Raw genomic sequence first — 17,101 nt, 5'->3', positions numbered from 1 at the left:
AAAAAGTAATTTTAGGTGAAAAATCGGGGTGGTCAATTTGAACCGAAATTGGGTGGTCACTTTCAACCGAAATCAGGTGGTCACTTTAAATCGGAATTGGGTGGTCAATTTGACCGGAATTTGCAGTTTACATCTGCATTATTCAAAATAAATTCTCTGAAGAATTCCGGTGAATTAGCAAATGTTTGTTTTTTTGAAAGAAGTTTATTTTCATTATTTTCTGTGGTGTTATAAAAATCGGACGATTTATTCCCAAAATTTTGTACTTGTTCTCTTCCTGAAGCAGTAACTTTAAAAAGTTTACAACCAAAAAATCCATAAATTTTGCCTTCTGAAGCATCAATTGAAACTGCACTCACCACATACTTAGTAGTTCCTGAATTAGAAGTAGAAGAGCTTGTTTGTGTCGTTGATTTGGGTAATTCTTTATTGTTTTTTATGTTTTTTGTTCCATCCCAAATACCATCAGTCATTGAAGTATTCCAGCCCCATTTTCCTTTAAAACTATTTCCTTCAAAATTGAATTCAAAATGGCCTGTTTTTTTGGTGTTGTTGTTGTAAAATGTACCTACTAATTTTTTTGTTTGTGGATTGTAGGTCGCATCAACAGTGCCAATACCTTTGTAAGTCCCGGTCACTTTTTTTCCAACTTGTTGCAAGATGATATTACCGTCAGTGGTGTTCCATTTTCCACTCCATACGTTGGTAACATTTTTAATAGCTTCTTTACCGGCTTTTTTACCGGTTGAATTCCAAATATGGTCCGGATTAGTGGAAAATTTATTATCCGAACCATATCCCCAATTACCATTAAAAGTTGAAATTCCGCTGTCAAAAAAGTGTTGTTTTCCTGAGGGTGAAAAGAAAATGAATTTTCCTTCAGCAGCACCGTTATGAAAAGAGCCTGCAATTTCTTTACCATTGTTAAGAGTAGAGCCGGTGATGGTTCCATTATCTTTATAATCACCATAAACCATTCCACCATTCGGATAGTCAAATCCAACTTCAAAAGTGAGGTTAATGGTTCCATAATTGGTATTATAAACCCCTTCTGAAAGTGATTGTGCATAGGTTTGTAAGCCAATAATGGCTAGAAAAAATAAGATTGCTTTTTTCATTATTTTAAAGTTTTATAAATTCTACTCGTCTGTTTTGTGCTTTTTCAGCCGAAGTTGCATTTTTATTAAGTGGCTGACTTTCACCTTTTCCGTCTGTTTCTAATCGCGAACTTTCAATTCCGTAAAAACTAGATAAAGCGGTTTTAACAGCAACTGCTCTTTTTTGTGAAAGTGATAAATTGGCAGCATCGGCACCATCACTATCAGTATGACCAATGATTTTTACTCTAACCGTCGGGTTTTCTTGCAGCGTTGTGGCAATTTCTTTTAACACAGTTCCGCTTTCAGGTTTGATGTTGTCGCTATTTACATCAAATAAAATTCCGTTGGTTACAAATCGTCCTTCGGTGATGAGCTTATTGCGAGTATCGGCACCGGCCACTGCATAGCGGATATTCGTTAAATAAACTTCGCAATCGTCAAAAAAACTTCTGAAAAAAGCAAAATCATACGCTTTATTTTCTGTAAAAAAGCGAGGTATATCTACCAATTTATCTTCGTTTACATATACTCTGATTCTCCCCTTTTGACGCCAAATTGATACTTTAACAAAATTATCATTGGTCCTTACATTCCATTGTGGCATAGGAATTTCGTTGTTGACTTCACTTCCGTTAGAAGGCATGATTTGTACACTACATGTTGCCGCTCCCGGATGTAAATAAATGACTGAAATTCCTTTAGAAAAAAATCGTTCCAACATTAAATTATCTTGTTCCGTTGTAAAATTCAAGCCAAATCCCGGATAGTTATTGGTTGGATCTGCATTGATTCCTACTTCAAATTCTAAAGTGAAGTTTTCGGGAAGTTTTTTTATATTATCAGGGATGAAAGCTCCATTTTTGGTCATCGACAACCATTTTACGGATTGACCGTCGATATTCACAATTTCTCCACTGGCATTGGTGTTAAATTCCGCCGGAAAATCACCTACTGCCAGTCGGTCGAAATTGTCAAAATACAATTCTTTTTCACCCGCTACAAAATCAAATTTTGAATTGGATTTTACTGGTTTTTTAGAAGATAATGGCTGAGATTGTGATTCTTGACTTTCTTCAGCTGATTGTTCACTGCTCTCTTCTTGTTGTTCCGCTTCCTCTTTCTTTTTCTTTTTGTCTTTTTTCTTAAACAAACCGGTGATTCCTTCCTCTACTTTATTCAGAGCTTTGTCAACGGTTTCATCGCTTTTTTGTTCGCCTCTGCTGTAGGTTTTGTCTTTTGCATTTTTAATTACGCGTTCTCCAACTGTTGTTTCTTGAGCGAAAGAAAGTTGGTTAAAAACCATAAAAACTAACACGGTTATAAGTTTATTCATCGAAATAAAATTTTAATTAAACATTCATTTATTTTCCATTTAGTGTGAAGAATAAAAAAAGGTAAACATGTGAACAGAAAAAAAATTTACATAGCTTTGTTTACTTTCAAAAAAAAGTTGCACTAATGATAAATGCCCCGAACTTGATTGAGCAGTTGAAATCCGGCGACGAAAAAACCATACGAAAAATATACGAAGACAATAAAAATGGTTTTTTGTTATTTGCGAGTCGGTATGGTTTGGACAAAGAGGAATTGATTGATATTTATCAAGATGCCGTAATTGCCCTTATTGAAAATGCCAAAAAAGGTAAGATTGATGAGTTGAAAAGCAGTTTAACCACATATTTATTTGGTATTGGAAAGTTTATGATTTTTCAACGGTTAAAGAAAAAAAACAAAACCATACCGAGTGATGAGCTGGAGCATTTTGAATTGGAATATGATGACTATTCAGAAGATGAAATGAATATACAACTCCTTTCACTTCGAGAAAGTTTGAAAAAATTAGGTGAACAGTGCTTAAAAGTATTAACCTTATTTTATTATGAGGAGAAAAAGTTAGATGAGATTCAATCTCTATTAGGTTACACGAACAAAGATGTTTTAAAAAGTCAAAAATCACGTTGTTTGAAGCAACTGAAAGACTTGACAAAAAAGTAAAGTAGGATGGAAAATGAAGCGTTACTAAATAAGTATTTTGAGCAGCAACTTTCTGAAGAAGAAAAAGTGTTGTTTGAATCTTTATTGCAAAATGACAGTGAATTTGCGAAAGAAGTTGCCTATCAAAAAAACGTAAAAAAAGCAATCACTTTAAACGAGAGGAAAGCTCTTAAACAAACTTTACAATCGTTTGAAAACAATAAAAAAGAAAACAAAAACAATTCACAATTTTGGTATATAGCCGGCGTATTTTTATTGTTTTTTGGTGGTTTAGCATGGTTTCAATTCATGAAGGATTCGCCTGAACAATTATATCAGGAATATTATCAATCGTATCCAAATGTGGTGGCTCCAACCGTTCGAGGTGACAACGAACGCAATCTAAAATCGGATGCATTTTATGAATATGACAGCGGAAATTATCAAAAATCACTTGAATTATTTTCAAAAATTTATGCCGATGAAGAGGTAGATTATGCTCTTTTTTATCAAGCCATGTCGTTAATGGAGTTGAATCGATACGATGAAGCTATTGCTACATTTGACCAATTTAAAACATCGGATAACAATGCCTTTTCCCCATTTGTCAAATGGTACAAAGCCCTTTCTTATCTCAAAATAAATGAAAAAGAAAAGGCTATTCAACTTTTAAAAGAATTGTCTGAAAAGGAAAATCCGCAACAACAAATGGCTAAAAAATTAGTGGCAGAATTAGAATAATTTTTTTCTGAATAGGAAAATCAGCAAAGCCATCGCTAAACCAATTCCGATATACAACCACCAGTTTGTACCTTCCAGAATTGGAGAAACATCTCCATTTACTACAAATCCAGCCCAATAAAACGGATGGTTTTTCATCGGATTATTTTCTATAAAATCACGCTTGGCATTCGCTAAAGCTTCATCTTTTGATTGACCATCTTTTAAATTTTCATAAAAAGAAATCATAATTTCTGAGGTTTCTTTGTCGGGCACTTGCCAGAGGCTAAACACAGATGACTGTACGCCGGAATAGGTTAATGCACGCGACAAACTCATAATGCCTTCGCCTGATTTTAGGTTACCATTTCCTGTATCGCAGGCACTTAAAACAACCATTTTTGAGGAAAAATTTAGACCATAAAGTTCAGAAAAATAAAGCTTTTCATTGTTTGAAAAGACTAAACACGATTCGTTTATGTTATTTTCATCAACCAAAGAATGCATCGCAAAATGATAAAATCCAAATTGATTAATAGTTTTAAAGAAATTTGCTTTTGAGGCTTTCTCGTTTATATAACTTGTACCATTAAATAGTTTTGATATTAAATTTGCTTCTTTTCTAGCATGTTCTAAATCTGATAATCCGCTTCTGACCGTTGCAATTGTTTTTATGTCATAGTTTGGAGCAAATGCAATTAATTTATCATTATTTACTGTTATGTTGTTTTGCTTGTTAAACAAATAAAATGGCAATGTGTAATTATAAGAAACCCTACTTTTTTGCACTAAATATTGTTGATTTGCTGCGTCATAAAGCATTTCAAATGGCAAATAATTCAGAAATCCATCTGCGATGATGGTTAACTTTTTGGCATTTAAATCCTTCATTAAACTCATCGACAAATTTTTAGAAACGGGAAAACTTTCTTGACTTATTTTTTTGGTTTGTTGCAAAAACAACATAACCTCTTTTTTAAGATGATGAGTAGTAGCAATTTTTTGAATATCAATATGGTTTGAAGATATGTAAAGTGCGAATACATAATTTTTTAATGTATAATATTTAATGACCAACTCATCTTTATCTACAACTTTTTGAACGTTAACTATGTCAAAATTATCTAAAGAATTTTTATCAATATCTTGATACGTTCTTGATGTTTTTTTAATTAAGCTGGCAATACTATTTTCGATTTCAATAATTTTATTTTTATTTAATTTTTCACCGCTTGAATTGCTTTGATTTTTATAAAAATTAAGTTCGTTTTTTAGTTCTTTAATTTTTTCTAAATTTACATTTGACTCATTGTTATTCGTTGTAATTTTTTTGAAAAATTCTTGTGCTAGATGTTGTGATGCACTTTTTTCGATTTCATTAATTAGATCAATTTTATCTTGGAAAGTTAATTTTTTTTCTAAGCTAATCTCTAGTAGCCCTTCGATAATTTCGCTGTGGAATTTACTTAACTCTTCGTTGTATTCGCCTTTTAAATAATACTCTCTAAATAATTTATTGCTTATATTGTATAGATTATCAGCTATTTGTAGATCATTTTTATTTTTAAATTTCTTATAATTTTGAAAATAGATCTTTCCTGATTTATAGAATAAGTTGATAAATTCTGTCGAGACTAATTCTTTCACGTCCGAGAATTTCAGCTTATCTATGGTTTTTTTCTTTTGGGCATAGTCAAAAAGTAGCTGTTCAATATTGTTTTTAATATTTAAAACCGCTTTATCAGTCTGGTTTGTCTCAAAAAAGATTTCAGATTTTAAAAATTCGAGTGTATATTTGGTTGAATTAAAATAGGTGTTATTATTGTTGTTTTGTGCTACTTCATAAAATTTTAGAGCCAAATCATTTTTATTCTGAAATTTATAAATAGTGGCTATTTTTGAGTTTAAAGTAACTAAGTATTGTTTTTGATCATATTTATCAGCAAGAGAAAGTCCTTTTTTAATAAGGTTGAAAGCGGTTTCATATTCTTTTTTTTCAATCAAAAAATCAGCAACTTCTTCATAACATTGTATCAAATATTTAGAATGTATATTTTTTTTGTAAGGTAAAAATTGATTTTCTTCAAAAACCTTCAAAAATTGTAGTGCTTCTTTCTGTTTGTTTAAAGCTAAACTCATTCTAATATTACTCAATGAATAATCTGAAAAGGAGAGAAAATAAGTGTTTTCGCTTTTAGAAACATCTGTTTGGTATTTTTTCTTGATATAATTATTTAGCTTACTTAATTTTAATTGTGCTTTTTCTAAATCACCATAATTAATATATTGAAAAATTAAATTATGATAAACTCTAACTAAATAATCTTTGTTATCATTTGAATTCTTGTTTAAAGTTTCCCAGATTTTTGCTGCTTTTTCATAATAAGCAATTGTGTTTTTTTGATTGTAAACATTGGTGTAGGCATAGGCCAAGTTATTATAATTCAATGCAACTTCGTTATTGACCTCTCCATATTTTTTTATGTATAAGTTTAGTGATTTTTTATAAAATTTAATTCCTTCAAATGAGTTTCCTACTTTGTCGTATAAATATCCCAAATCATATAAATAATCTGTTAGAGTTTCTTGTTTTGCTTGTTTAAAATCTTTTAAACTGTATCCTACTTCTGCAGTAATCAATGCCTCTTTCCATCCAACATTACTGGCTAAAAAATGATATTTAGATGTAATTACATTAAGTAATAATTCTGTCTCGTAATACTTTCTTTTTTCAATAGAAAGTAGATTTTTTATGACATTATCAATGCTTTTAACATCGCTTCTGTCTAACAATAAATAATCATAAAAAATAATATAATTATTGATAAATTTCTTCTCCGATGCATTAATTTCATTGCCATCTTTTATCGATTTAAAAACATTTTTTGCTTCTACAAAATTTTCATCAACTTCAAAATCATATGCTTTATTTAAAGCGACTTTAAACGATTTAGTTTGTGAAAAACTAAACAATCCGAGCAAAAGAAATAAAAGTATTAAAAACCTTTTCATAAGTTTTGGGCTAAGTATATTAACTTATTCGTGTTAAAAATAATAAAAAGTAAACATTGTTTTTCAATATTATTCCACAAAAATTAAAATTGGACTTGGATAAATAATAAAAAAAGAAATCAAGCTAGACATATCAATCAAAGACTTTACGACTATTTTAAAAAAACTAAATTTTTTAAATAAAAACTGAAAAAGTTTATAATGTAGCCATTCATCTTAACTACGATGAATTATACAAATTACATAAAATGCTAGAAAAAAAATTAAATGATAATCTATTACGAGAAAGATTTAATTGCTGGAAATGAAATTAGACAATATCTAATTAAGAAATGTTTTAGCAAATAAAGAAATGATTTTCGGCAAAATCTCGGTAAAAAGTAAAACAAAAAACCTCTAATTTGTTGATTTTCAACACTTTAGAGGTTTTTAAAAGTACCCGGAGTGGGAATCGAACCCACACACCTAAGTACACGAGTTTGAGTCGTGCGCGTCTACCAATTCCGCCATCCGGGCATTAAAGATGAAATTATTTTTAGCTAATTTTTAAAAAAAATTAATTAAATATAACGCCATCCGAGCGATTTGGATTTTTAAGTTTTTGACTAATTTTTAGAAAAAATTAATTAAAGACTATGCCATCCGGGCAGGGATACTTATTTGTGGGTGCAAATGTAAATAATTTTTTGACACATTTTCAAGAAAAATGTGGAAAAATTGCTTTACAAGTTGATTTTTATTTCTAAATTTGCACCTCGTTTCGACGATACACAACTAACTAACTACATAACAACCATTTAAAATGTCACACAACGAACCGGAAGCAAAGATATTTGCTTGTTCAAAAAGTGTATACTTAGCCGAACAAATAGCCAAAAACTATGGAATTCCGCTAGGTAAAGTAACGTTCTCTGAATATAGTGACGGCGAGTTTCAACCGTCTTTTGAAGAATCCATTCGCGGATTGCGGGTCTTCATCGTTTGCTCCACTTTTCCAAGTGCTGACAATCTGATGGAACTTTTGTTAATGATTGATGCTGCAAAAAGAGCATCAGCCAGACACATTACCCCTGTAATTCCTTATTTCGGATGGGCCAGACAAGACAGAAAAGACAAACCAAGAGTGCCAATCGGAGCAAAACTAGTAGCCAAATTACTGGAAACAGCCGGAGCAACCCGAATTATGACAATGGATTTACACGCCGATCAAATTCAAGGTTTCTTTGAAAAACCGGTTGACCATTTGTTCGCTTCTACCATCTTTTTACCGTATGTAAAAAGTTTGAATTTGGAGAATCTAACCATTGCTTCACCCGATATGGGCGGTTCGAAAAGAGCTTATGCCTATTCTAAATTTTTAGAATCGGATGTGGTGATTTGTTACAAACAACGAAAAGTAGCCAACGTCATTGACACAATGGAATTGATTGGTGAAGTAAAAGGAAGAAACGTCGTTTTAGTAGACGACATGATTGATACCGGCGGAACCCTGGCAAAGGCAGCCGATTTAATGATTGAAAAAGGAGCTCTAAGTGTTCGAGCGATTTGTACACACGCCATTTTATCCGGCGATGCTTATGAAAAGATTGAACGTTCGAAGTTGAGCGAATTAATCGTTACCGATTCTATTCCGTTAAAGAAAGAATCTAACAAAATCAGAGTGGTGAGTTGTGCACCGCTTTTTGCAGAAGTCATGCACATGGTGCAACACAACAATTCCATTAGTGGAAAGTTTTTGATGTAGGCTTTTGAAAGGTAATGGGTTATTGGTGAAAGGTAATCGGTAATTTGGAATATAAAATAACCGACAACAGAAAACGAATTTTTATTTATTAATTTTATATATTTTACAATGAAATCGATTACGATTAAAGGATCAGAAAGAGAAAGCGTAGGCAAAAAGTCAACAAAAGCCTTACGTGATGCTGGAATGGTTCCTTGCGTTATTTACGGAGGAGATCAACCAGTACATTTTGCAGCAGAAGAAAAAGCGTTCAAAAGCTTGGTTTACACTCCAAACGCACACACTGTTGTAATTGAATTAAATAACGGTAAAAAAGCAGATGTAATTTTACAAGACATCCAATTTCACCCGGTATCAGATAAAATTTTACACATTGACTTCTATGCGTTAAAAGACGATAAAGAAATCATGATGGAAATCCCTGTAAAAGTAACAGGAACCTCTCCAGGTGTATTAGCCGGTGGAGTTTTACGTTTAAACCAAAGAAGATTAAAAGTGAAAGCTTTACCAAAAAATCTTCCTGATTTCGTAGAAGCAAACATTTCTCCATTAGAAATGGGTAACAAATTATACGTTACAAAAATTGAAACCAACAACTTCAAATTAATGCACCCGGACAACACTGTGGTAGCCCAAGTGAGAATTTCACGTGCTGCAATGAAAGCCGCTCAAGAAGCTGCCAAAGCAGAAAAAGGTGGAGCAAAAAAGAAAAAATAATTTCAATTTTCTCAATAACAAATAGCATCGGTTTACGCCGGTGCTTTTTTTATGCTTTACTTTTACCGCCATTCTCCCGCAAACCTAGACTGAACACTTACAACTGAACACTGCTTACTCTTTTAGAACCTAATCCTGCTGTCCACTACAAGCTTGTTTGCCACAACCGTTTTTTCTTAGCCGCCCCAAGAGCTTCCTCTGGTCGCTTTAGGTCAGCAAGAAAAAATCGGTTTTGTCAGCACAAGGCTTTCCGTTACCATCAGGGGTAGAACGTGCTCCAAATCAAAATCGCCTAGAATTAGAAACTTTCGTACTTTTGCACTATGATTAACTGGATCTCAACACTTTTTCAAAACCAAAAAACCGTCACAGCACCGGATATGAAAAAATTTCTAATCGTCGGACTCGGAAACATCGGAGCCGAATATGTCAATACCCGCCACAACATCGGATTCAAAATACTCGACCATTTTGCCAAAAAAGAAAGCATCAGTTTTCAAACCGCTAAATTGGGCGACGTGGCCGAATTCAAAATCAAAGGACGAACATTACTTCTTCTGAAACCCAACACCTACATGAACCTCAGTGGAAAAGCGGTAAAATATTGGATGGAAAAAGAAAACATTGAAAAAGAAAATATCTTAGTCATTACCGACGATTTAAACCTTAGTTTCGGCACCATCCGCATCAAAACCAAAGGGAGCGATGGCGGTCACAATGGACTAAAAAGTATACAGAGTTTACTAAATACAACTGAATATCCGCGTTTTCGATTTGGTATTAGTGACCAGTTCAAAAAAGGGCAACAAGTGAATTATGTATTAGGAGAATGGGACGATGATGAAAAAACAAAGTTGCCGGAGCGATTGGAAAAATCAGCCGAAATCATTCAGTCTTTTGCTTTAGCGGGATTAAACAAAACGATGAACGAATTCAACGGAAAATAATTGGCTTGCTTTTTGAAAGATTAATTAAAAAACAAAAACCATGAAAAAAATAATTGCCCTGTTTTTATTTGTATTATTATTTTCCTGTAACGCTCAGAAAAACGCTTCAACAATTATGGCAAAAATCACTAGTGAATGCCCATCAGACGGAACGTGTGAAGTTGAAATTTTAAAAAACAAGCAACTTATTCTTCATTATGATGACTTAGGAGGCATGTATTATGACATCAAAGACCAAGAAGGAACAACTGTAATTCATTTTCAATACAACAAAACAACACAAGCCAATTTACAAGACGGACATTATCGTGAAGATATTATTTTTGAAATTAAAAATTCAACTAATAAATTAGCATTAGCTGACTCTGAACTTCAACAAACAAAACTAATTTTTGGCCGTCATTGTTTCTGTAAAGGGCAAACCGGTTATTTTAAAATTGAAAAGGGAAGACTAAATCTTTCTTCAAAAAAAGATGAAATTCATTTTGATTTATCCTTAGAAAACGAAAAAGTTCCACAACTTATCCGTTCTATTTCCATTTAAAAAAATTAAAAGCCCATTATTCAATTATTGAAAATGGGCTTTTACTTATCTGTTTATTTAAATACTATTCAACTATCAATCGTTTCGTTTCTTGATTATTCCCATCAGAAACTTTTACTAAATAAATCCCTGCTTGTGGATTTACTAATTGAATTTCTTGGTTAAATGAACCATTGTTAGCATACGATTGTTCAAAAATTATTCTCCCTCTCATGTCATAAACCGCTACTCCAATATTTTCTGATTCAACTTGATTCATTGCAACCGTAAAGTTTCCTTTAGTTGGGTTTGGATATAGTCCAAAATTAAAACCAATCAAATCTTCTATACTAGCCGGAGCATTTTCACTACAAATATCTAAACTCCAACTGTTGATTGATCCTCCATCTTGATTAAATGCATCTTGTACTCTTAATGTCCAAACGCCTTGTGAATTTTGACTATTTAAAGCAGAAAGAGGTTGTTCTGGAATTAATACTCCTGAAATAGCCGGGCTCTCACCACAAACTAAAACAATTCCATTATCGTCAAATGTGGCTACAGCATCCTCATCACCTTGATTTGGATTACATTCCCTGTTTAATAATTGTACTTGAGTACCTGAAGGGCTAATTAACGTTACAATCAAATCATTAATCCAAGAATGCGAAATATTTAAGGTAACCGTAACTTTTTGAATTATAACATTATCCTCTGTTGGAATGGACAATGTAGAGTTAACTGTTGGAGTGCCAGTTGATGGAATTACAATAGGAACATTAGTTGAAACTGCTGTACCACAAAATGTTGTAGAAAAGGAAAACACAGAAGAAAAGTCACCTGAACAAGTACTATTACCCGGGGAAACTCTCCAATATAAAGTTGTTGCATTAGGTAATGCTGAGGAAACATAGCTATTTGTAGCTACAGAATTCTCTTCAATGATATTAGTAAAGGAAGGGTCAGTTGCTATTTGAATGGAATATGATGTTGCATTTAGGTCGGACGACCATGCAAAAGACACTCCAGAGGGTTCCACTACTGCTGCATTGGCAGGCGAATTTAATGTCAGAACTGAAAAATTTCCACTCACAACCTCTAAATACATATTTACTGTTTTAGTTATAGGACCTGATGTGGCTGTCACAACAATTGTATGAATCCCATTAGGTGTATTAGTATTTGTAGTAACTTGCATTTGAACTGTTCCTTGGGTGGAAGTGGAAGCAGGTACAAAAGTTACTGTTGTGCCGGTTGGATTTCCGGTTGCAGAAAAAGTGGTGTTAGCACTAAACCCTGCAAATGTTTGGTAAGCTAAATTATATACAATTGTATTCCCTTGACAAACAGATTTATTTTGTTCACCTTCTACTCCATTGAATGCAATTGCCATGGTTGAAGTTGGAGCCGCAATAGAAAAATTTGAATTGGAAACGTCTAAAAATATATTCTTATGCCCTTTAACCATAATTCTGTTAGTGGTTCCTACACTATTTGGAACAGTAATAACTTCCGAGCCATAATTAGGTACTTTACTAGCCAGCAGTATAGGAAAACTAGATCCGCCGTTTGTAGATAAATAAATGTCAACATAAGGTGTGTTTACACCACTGGTTGTTGTTCCGGCTACATCCCAAGTTACATTTTGATTTGTTCCGGCTACCCAAGAAAGATTAGTATTGGGAGCTGTTACTAAAAATGGGCCGGCATTAGCAACCGTTGTAACTGACATGCTTGTTGTAGCTGTTTGACCGCCATTTGGTGTTCGGTTATCTCTAACAACCAATGAAAAATTCATGGTCTTTGCTATAGATGGAACTACTTCCCACTGGTTTGAGGTAGCCCCAGTTAAAATTGTAGTCATAAAAGGTAAATACCTATTTGGACTGGTAGACGGATTTCTTGAACGAAATCTTGGTCCATTTATTGCGTCTGTAGCCGTTGGTGGTTGAGTAGCAATTCCTGTATCAGTTTGTTCCCAACAATATGTTAATGCATCACCATTAGCATCAGTGGCATTCCCCTCCAAAACAAAAGCTGTACTTCTAGGAATAGTATAATTTTGAATGGGTTGAATTACAGGTGCATCATTATTATTATTGACATTATTAGAACAGTTTCCTGTTCCAGCTACAAAATTATCCATCTGAATCAAACTAGCCACATGAAAATAAGCATCCGAGTTGTTTTGAACATTTGGTGCACAAATTCCTGCATATCCCATAATAGTTGAAGCACTTCCAGGTTCGATAGCTGTTGCAGCAGTTCGTTGACAATTATTATTTTGTGTGTGGGTAGCTCCAAATTGGTGTCCCATTTCATGAGCAACATAATCCACGTCAAAAGGATCTCCTACGGGTGCAAAAGATCCCGTAATTCCTCTAGCTTTATTCCCTGTACAAGGTGAATTTAGTTGAGCTAGACCACCGCCACCTGTACTAACGGTATGACCAATATCGTAGTTGGCCGAGCCGATTGCATTGTCAATAACTGTTTGACTTTGATTAATTAATGTTCCTGCATTATTATTGTCAAAAGTATCTGAAGTAATAAAAATAACATTCAAATTATTTGGTACTAACTGCATGGTAAGCGACATATCTCTTTCGTAAATACCATTAATTCTTGTCATGGATACATTCATGGCCGCTAAAACGGCAGCTTTACGAGTTGCCTCCGGTGTTGCTGTTGTCATTCCTGCTGCTTGCCAATGAAATTGAGCATATTCTATTGTACAGGCCATCGCTAAGCGATAAGTTCTAAAAATCCCTGTATCAGATGATATGCTATTACTATTTCTAGGAGAAAAATGAACCCCATCTACTTCTTCAACCAAGTCATCTTCCACTAGACAATTAAAAACAGAACTCGGTTGAATGCTTTTTCTTGAATAAACGATATATTGACTTAAATCGTTTGTGTAAGTGTCGATGTAGTGCACTTCTCTATCTCCCGCAAAAAGCATGGCATGTACTCCAAATAGTGTTGTACTGAAACGCACCATTGCTGTTTTATCTTCAACTCCTATACCTACAAAAGATCTGATATCCGGGAATTGTGCCTGTAAATCAGGATGCATAACAGAAGCTTCGTAAATTCTATAACTTTCAAACTCTCCATCAGCATTAGGAAAGTTTACAATTACATTTGAATTCGAATTTAGAATTTCTCTTTTGGGTGCCTTAAGCAATTCTGCTTTAAAACTTTGTAAGTCTAATGTAAATACCTCAAATTTTAAAGGAACTGTTGTTCTTTGAACTCTTTGAATTGGTAATGAATTTTCTTTGGTACTTATTTCCCAGAAATTCTTTTGAGAATAATTTGTAAAAGAAATCATCAAACAAAACAGAACCAATAATAATTTTTTCATGAATTTTAATATTAAGGCATTAAAAATAATGAATTTAAATTACATAACCCAAAAAAAAGACCGTCAAAACTGACGGTCTTTAATCATTTTTATAAAAAGCTTGAATTTTATTCAACAATTATTCTTTTTACTTCTTTACGATTACCATTTGTTAGATTTAATAAATAAACACCACTTTGAGCATTCTCTAATTGGATTTCTTGATTAAATGTTGAACCTGATTGGTAATTATTTTCAAATATTTTTCTTCCTCTCATATCCATTACAGCAATGTTAACTGTTTCATCTGAAGGGTTATCAAAACTAACGGTAAAGTTTCCTTTATTCGGGTTTGGATATACTACAAATGACTGTAAACTATCAAATTCTTCATTTCCAAGTATACAACCGAAATTTACTGACCATGAGTTTAATGTTCCTGTATCACCATTGAAAAAATCGGTTACTCTAAGCGTCCAAGTACCACTTTTGGGTTTTCCTATAAAAGGAGCTAAAGCTTGAACAGGACTGTAAGTCCCGGTGGTAGGAGAAGCACAAACAATAGCACCTGCCCCGTCTTTGAATGTTACATTAATATTACCATTTTGAGGATTATTACAGGTTCTATTCCAAAGATTTATAGATGTCCCATCAGGATGAACGAGTGCGACAACTAAATCCCCAATCCATGAGTGAGTAACATTCAAATTAACTTCAATAGATGTAATATTCCCTGTTTCATTTGAACTTATGGTGGAAACTGTTGTCGGCCCTGCTTGATTAGCTCCAAGTCCGTCGGCAACTGTAGCAGCGGTGTTATTAGAAATTATCGAACAACTGAAGCCAATAGAAAATGGAACTGTATTTAATGCATAATAGATATTTCCAGTTGGCTTAATCATAATTCTACATGTTTGTGAAGCTATATTAGGCACAGTGATATTTTCAGTACCATCATTTGGTGTATTTGATGCTAAAACATTAGGAAAAGTTAGTCCTCCATCAGTCGATAATAAAATATCAACATTAGATGAACCTGTCAAAGTAGTTGTATTATTAACAGACCAAGTAATGGTTTGGGTAGAGCCTTGGTTCCATGAAACTCCACTTGAATTTTGTGATGTAACTGCAAATGGTCCGGCAGTAGCACTTACAGTAATACTTGCTGAAACGGTATTGGTCTGGCCCCCGTTCGCTATATTATCTCTAGCTGTTAAAGTAAATGCCATAGTCCTACCAATTGTTGATACCGACTCCCAAGTTGATGTCAAATTATTGTTCAGAACCGAATTAAATGCGGGCATGTATCGCACCGGTGTACTTACAGGTGGTAATGATCTAAAATTAGGCCCTGCTGGTTTTGTTGGGTAACAAATACTATTTGCTCCGGTAACAGCAGCAGTAGCACTATTATTTTGCTCCCAAGTAAATGTTGCACCGGGATTATTGGTTGGATTTGTTCCTGTAAGAATATATGCTGTTCCATTAGGAATAGTCCAATTTCCACCATTGGTAATTGTTAAGGCAGGGTTGTTCAAAGTGATATTATTTGCACAAGCCTTATTGACTAAATTATTTTGAATTTGCAAAATACTTCTGTAGGTAAAATAATCATCACTGTTTCCTTGTACGTTAAAGTTGGTAATTCCTGCATAAGCCATAATTGTTGAACCACTACCTGGCTCTACATTTACACCAGTACCTTCAATATCCTCTGAAAAGGTGTGATTTGCTCCTAATTGGTGGCCCATCTCATGAGCAACATAATCAATATCAAACAAATCACCTGCCGGAACACCATCAGTGGGTGATGTTATTCCGCTCCCTTTTTGACCATTAACACATACACAACCAATACAACCTGCATTTCCACCACCACCGGTTGCTCCAAATAAATGTCCAATATCATAATTTGCCTCACCGATAACACTTGTTAAGGTACTTTGTAATTGAGAATTCCAATTGTTAATTCCAGAGGCAGGAGAATATGGGTCAGTTGCTGCATTTGTATAGACTACCAAATTATTATTGGCAATGATATTTAATCTTACTGCTAAATCCTTTTCAAAAACGCCGTTTACTCTAGTCATTGTTGCATTCATGGAGGCTAAAGCTCCAGCAGCTCCTCCGTGAAATGTGCCGTATTCGCCTGTACAAGACAGAGCTAATCGGAATGTTTTCAAAACACCGTTGCTTCCTAAAACCTCTTGATTATCAATTTCTTCAGAAAGTCTATTACTCAATGAATGATCAACAGTAGAACAAGTGAAAGGCATTTTACCTTTTTGTCTTGAAGACACATAAGAAGCATAGATTAATCCGCTTTCTGAATATGGCTCCATAAATTCAGTTTTTTTACCGGCTCTAAAAATCATGGTTTGAACTCCTTTCGGGTCAATACTCATTCTTAATTGGGCTTTTTTATCATCAATACCGATTCCAACATAGGATCTTATTTCAGGATATTGTGCTTGCAATTCCGGCTCAAAATTAGACGCTTCAAACAATTCAAAACGTTCCATTTCTCCTTCTGCATTTGGCAATGTTATGATAACACCTTCTTGTGCTAAAAATCGATCAGGAGTTGTTGTTAAAACTGTTTTGAATGCCTCCAAATTAAGACTATACAAAGCAAAGTTAGAAGGAAATGATTCTCTTTGGGCAATTTTAGAAACTGCTGTAACATTTTCATTTACAGGCGTCCAAAAGTTATTCTTTTGAGCAGCTATGTCAAAAAAAGACATCACTGTAAATAGGGTTAATAGTATTATTTTTTTCATTTTTTGGAAATTAATTAGGCAACAAATATATCATATTTTTAATAATTCTTAATAATTTTTAAAGATTTACGTATTTTTTTAAATCTTTGGTTTAGAATATTCTTATTAATTGAAGTCGTTTAAACTTTTATTTTATTAAATTTTTTTAGTGCAATTATTATGAAAGCTAGATAATTAAAGCCTAACCAGCTATCTATTGTTGTGTCAAATCTATTGAGTAACGACCTAAAACTGT

Annotated in this window: 11 protein-coding genes, 1 tRNA gene and 1 pseudogene; 6 read left to right on the top strand and 7 right to left on the bottom strand. The window is 33.5% G+C overall.

What is annotated here, in order from left to right:
• Positions 1-104: 104 nt before the first annotated feature.
• Both ACIQ0M_RS13780 and ACIQ0M_RS13775 read right to left on the bottom strand, forming a co-directional pair.
• Positions 105-1,118, bottom strand: a complete 1,014-nt coding sequence (locus ACIQ0M_RS13780) for a hypothetical protein (protein WP_396153231.1) — start codon at positions 1,116-1,118, stop codon at positions 105-107.
• 4 nt (positions 1,119-1,122) lie between these two features.
• Positions 1,123-2,433, bottom strand: a complete 1,311-nt coding sequence (locus tag ACIQ0M_RS13775; RefSeq protein ID WP_396153230.1) for an OmpA family protein — start codon at positions 2,431-2,433, stop codon at positions 1,123-1,125.
• Between the two features lie 125 nt (positions 2,434-2,558).
• Here ACIQ0M_RS13775 and ACIQ0M_RS13770 point away from each other — a divergent pair, with 125 nt between their 5' ends.
• On the top strand, positions 2,559-3,095 hold the full coding sequence (locus ACIQ0M_RS13770; protein ID WP_396153228.1) for an RNA polymerase sigma factor: 537 nt from the start codon (positions 2,559-2,561) through the stop codon (positions 3,093-3,095).
• Between the two features lie 6 nt (positions 3,096-3,101).
• A complete protein-coding gene (locus tag ACIQ0M_RS13765; RefSeq protein WP_396153226.1) occupies positions 3,102-3,815 on the top strand; it encodes a tol-pal system YbgF family protein in 714 nt (237 codons plus the stop codon).
• Here ACIQ0M_RS13765 and ACIQ0M_RS13760 read toward each other — a convergent pair.
• Together ACIQ0M_RS13760 and ACIQ0M_RS13755 are read right to left on the bottom strand one after the other, a co-directional pair.
• Positions 3,807-6,806: a CHAT domain-containing protein gene (locus ACIQ0M_RS13760; protein WP_396153224.1), complete on the bottom strand. Its 3,000-nt coding sequence runs from the start codon at positions 6,804-6,806 to the stop codon at positions 3,807-3,809. The two genes, ACIQ0M_RS13765 and ACIQ0M_RS13760, sit on opposite strands and share 9 nt — an antisense overlap.
• Positions 6,807-7,242: 436 nt before the next feature.
• Positions 7,243-7,322: transfer RNA gene (locus ACIQ0M_RS13755), tRNA-Leu, on the bottom strand.
• 286 nt (positions 7,323-7,608) lie between these two features.
• On the opposite strand from ACIQ0M_RS13755, the gene ACIQ0M_RS13750 reads away from it, so the two are divergent.
• The 4 genes from ACIQ0M_RS13750 (at position 7,609) to ACIQ0M_RS13735 (ending at position 10,758) form a co-directional block, all read left to right on the top strand.
• Positions 7,609-8,550, top strand: coding sequence for a ribose-phosphate pyrophosphokinase (locus ACIQ0M_RS13750; RefSeq protein ID WP_396153222.1), 942 nt, complete (start codon positions 7,609-7,611; stop codon positions 8,548-8,550).
• A gap of 108 nt (positions 8,551-8,658) precedes the next feature.
• Positions 8,659-9,267, top strand: a complete 609-nt coding sequence (locus tag ACIQ0M_RS13745; RefSeq protein WP_396153220.1) for a 50S ribosomal protein L25/general stress protein Ctc — start codon at positions 8,659-8,661, stop codon at positions 9,265-9,267.
• A 323-nt stretch (positions 9,268-9,590) separates the two neighbouring features.
• The gene (gene pth / locus ACIQ0M_RS13740; protein ID WP_396153218.1) at positions 9,591-10,214 is read left to right on the top strand and encodes an aminoacyl-tRNA hydrolase; all 624 of its coding nucleotides are present in this window, start codon (positions 9,591-9,593) and stop codon (positions 10,212-10,214) included.
• A gap of 40 nt (positions 10,215-10,254) precedes the next feature.
• Positions 10,255-10,758: a hypothetical protein gene (locus ACIQ0M_RS13735; protein WP_396153216.1), complete on the top strand. Its 504-nt coding sequence runs from the start codon at positions 10,255-10,257 to the stop codon at positions 10,756-10,758.
• A gap of 64 nt (positions 10,759-10,822) precedes the next feature.
• On the opposite strand, the gene ACIQ0M_RS13730 is transcribed toward ACIQ0M_RS13735, so the two are convergent.
• The 3 genes and pseudogenes from ACIQ0M_RS13730 to ACIQ0M_RS13720 all read right to left on the bottom strand — a co-directional run.
• On the bottom strand, positions 10,823-14,107 hold the full coding sequence (locus tag ACIQ0M_RS13730) for a reprolysin-like metallopeptidase (protein ID WP_396153214.1): 3,285 nt from the start codon (positions 14,105-14,107) through the stop codon (positions 10,823-10,825).
• A 107-nt stretch (positions 14,108-14,214) separates the two neighbouring features.
• On the bottom strand, positions 14,215-16,866 hold the full coding sequence (locus ACIQ0M_RS13725; protein WP_396153212.1) for a reprolysin-like metallopeptidase: 2,652 nt from the start codon (positions 16,864-16,866) through the stop codon (positions 14,215-14,217).
• 119 nt (positions 16,867-16,985) lie between these two features.
• A pseudogene (locus tag ACIQ0M_RS13720) lies at positions 16,986-17,101 on the bottom strand (IS5 family transposase); the annotation flags it as partial.

This window comes from Flavobacterium sp. (assembly GCF_044339515.1).
In the GTDB taxonomy this organism is placed as follows: domain Bacteria; phylum Bacteroidota; class Bacteroidia; order Flavobacteriales; family Flavobacteriaceae; genus Flavobacterium.
The sequence above is the reverse complement of the archived record's forward strand: the minus strand, read 5'-3'. Positions and strand labels throughout refer to the sequence as shown.

Bases quoted from the DNA above. Each gene is read 5' to 3' on its own strand.
- ACIQ0M_RS13730 (WP_396153214.1), bottom strand. From the start codon at position 14,107: ATGAAAAAATTATTATTGGTTCTGTTTTGTTTGATGATTTCTTTTACA.
- pth (WP_396153218.1), top strand. From the start codon at position 9,591: ATGATTAACTGGATCTCAACACTTTTTCAAAACCAAAAAACCGTCACA.
- ACIQ0M_RS13725 (WP_396153212.1), bottom strand. From the start codon at position 16,866: ATGAAAAAAATAATACTATTAACCCTATTTACAGTGATGTCTTTTTTT.
- ACIQ0M_RS13765 (WP_396153226.1), top strand. From the start codon at position 3,102: ATGGAAAATGAAGCGTTACTAAATAAGTATTTTGAGCAGCAACTTTCT.
- ACIQ0M_RS13760 (WP_396153224.1), bottom strand. From the start codon at position 6,806: ATGAAAAGGTTTTTAATACTTTTATTTCTTTTGCTCGGATTGTTTAGT.
- ACIQ0M_RS13750 (WP_396153222.1), top strand. From the start codon at position 7,609: ATGTCACACAACGAACCGGAAGCAAAGATATTTGCTTGTTCAAAAAGT.
- ACIQ0M_RS13780 (WP_396153231.1), bottom strand. From the start codon at position 1,118: ATGAAAAAAGCAATCTTATTTTTTCTAGCCATTATTGGCTTACAAACC.
- ACIQ0M_RS13770 (WP_396153228.1), top strand. From the start codon at position 2,559: ATGATAAATGCCCCGAACTTGATTGAGCAGTTGAAATCCGGCGACGAA.
- ACIQ0M_RS13775 (WP_396153230.1), bottom strand. From the start codon at position 2,433: ATGAATAAACTTATAACCGTGTTAGTTTTTATGGTTTTTAACCAACTT.
- ACIQ0M_RS13745 (WP_396153220.1), top strand. From the start codon at position 8,659: ATGAAATCGATTACGATTAAAGGATCAGAAAGAGAAAGCGTAGGCAAA.
- ACIQ0M_RS13735 (WP_396153216.1), top strand. From the start codon at position 10,255: ATGAAAAAAATAATTGCCCTGTTTTTATTTGTATTATTATTTTCCTGT.